Below are 1393 nucleotides of genomic sequence, written 5' to 3' on the forward strand. Positions count from 1 at the left end.
GCTCGGAATGCAATTGACCACCAAAAATTACATGTAGCCCGTTAAATGTTACATGAAGCACAATTTTGACGATTTATGGTATATAATGTAACATTAGAATAATATTACATATTGATTAATAAAAAAGTCCAAACAGATGCGAGAGGTGCTATTTTATGAATGCAGTAACATCAGGGAATCTAATAATCAGCAGCGATCTGAACATCAGTGAATTTCAGAAATTTAAGAGAAAAACTGCCATACCGCTGCCAGGATCATAGGATCTGTACCGGATGAATCAGGAGAGTCTCCGGTTTTTCAGAAACTGGAGGGAAGCAGTGTAACAATCTCAGCTGCAGATGAAAGGGGTAATAAAGCCGTCCCGCCTATCTTTTGCGGTTTCATAAGAAATGTTGAGATATGGCAGGAAGGAAATGGGTATCAAGCAAGGATTGAGGCAATATCGCCTACGGAGTTGCTGGATCTGGAAGAAAAAAACAGATCATTTCAAAAGATTGATATGACTTATAAGGAACTGGTGCGAAGTGTATTATAGGACACACAAAATGCTGATGTAATCTTTCATATTGATGACCGGAAGATTGGAAAACCAATCTATTAATACAGAGAGACGGACTGGGATTTTTTAAAACGGATTGCAAGCCAATTAGGAACTTCCCTGCTTCCAGGAGGAGCTTCCCTAAAGCCGGTAAATATTATGAAAATGAAGGATTTAGTAATGAAGATCATGTAGGTGGGGAGATTATAGTTGCAGAGAGAGATAGGCAGGGAAAACTTACCGGTTGGAGTATTAATTATTCCATAGATATACCTAATACAAATTATTCATTTGGAGGTAGTCTTTCCGGTAAAAATCATGATATTAAAACTTGGCAAGAAAAAGGATACTTTAAGGAAAAGAATTCTAAATTAAAAATTAGTAGCTCGACTGGTGTAGGATATAACTACAATGAAGCTTTTATTAACCAAACTTGGAGCGGTGATTTGGAAGATCTGAAGATAAATTCCAGTAGTAATTCAAATCTTGGAATAGATAAGTTTTCCCCACAATTTCTTGATAGCCTAGATTTAAATTCTTATTCCAATCTAACCTGGACATCTTCAAAAGATATAACAGGAGTACCCTTAAAGCCAGTTTTTGAATTTATATTTGGAAATGGACGCGATACAATTATACCCGCATTTCCTGGTGGATTTACACCTGTTCCCCCTAATATATGGCAGTTTCCAATAGGAGTTTGTGGCGGTTAAGAATAATAAATATTAGAGGAACTACTAAAAGATGTGTTTAATATTTAGAGTAATTAAATTAGTGAGATAAAATTTATGACAGATTTACTTAAAAAAATAGGAAAAATTGTGGTTATATCTATGATTTCTTTAATATTAATAG

At 35.0% G+C, this 1393-nt stretch carries 1 protein-coding gene; it reads left to right on the forward strand.

Features of this window, described 5'->3' with window-relative positions:
- Nucleotides 1-984: 984 nt before the first annotated feature.
- The gene (locus DS742_RS28635; protein ID WP_147325905.1) at nt 985-1251 is read left to right on the forward strand and encodes a hypothetical protein; all 267 of its coding nucleotides are present in this window, start codon (nt 985-987) and stop codon (nt 1249-1251) included.
- The last annotated feature ends 142 nt before the right edge of the window (nt 1252-1393 follow it).

The sequence above is a fragment of the Lacrimispora amygdalina genome, from assembly GCF_003432035.1.
Classification (GTDB): domain Bacteria; phylum Bacillota; class Clostridia; order Lachnospirales; family Lachnospiraceae; genus Lacrimispora; species Lacrimispora amygdalina.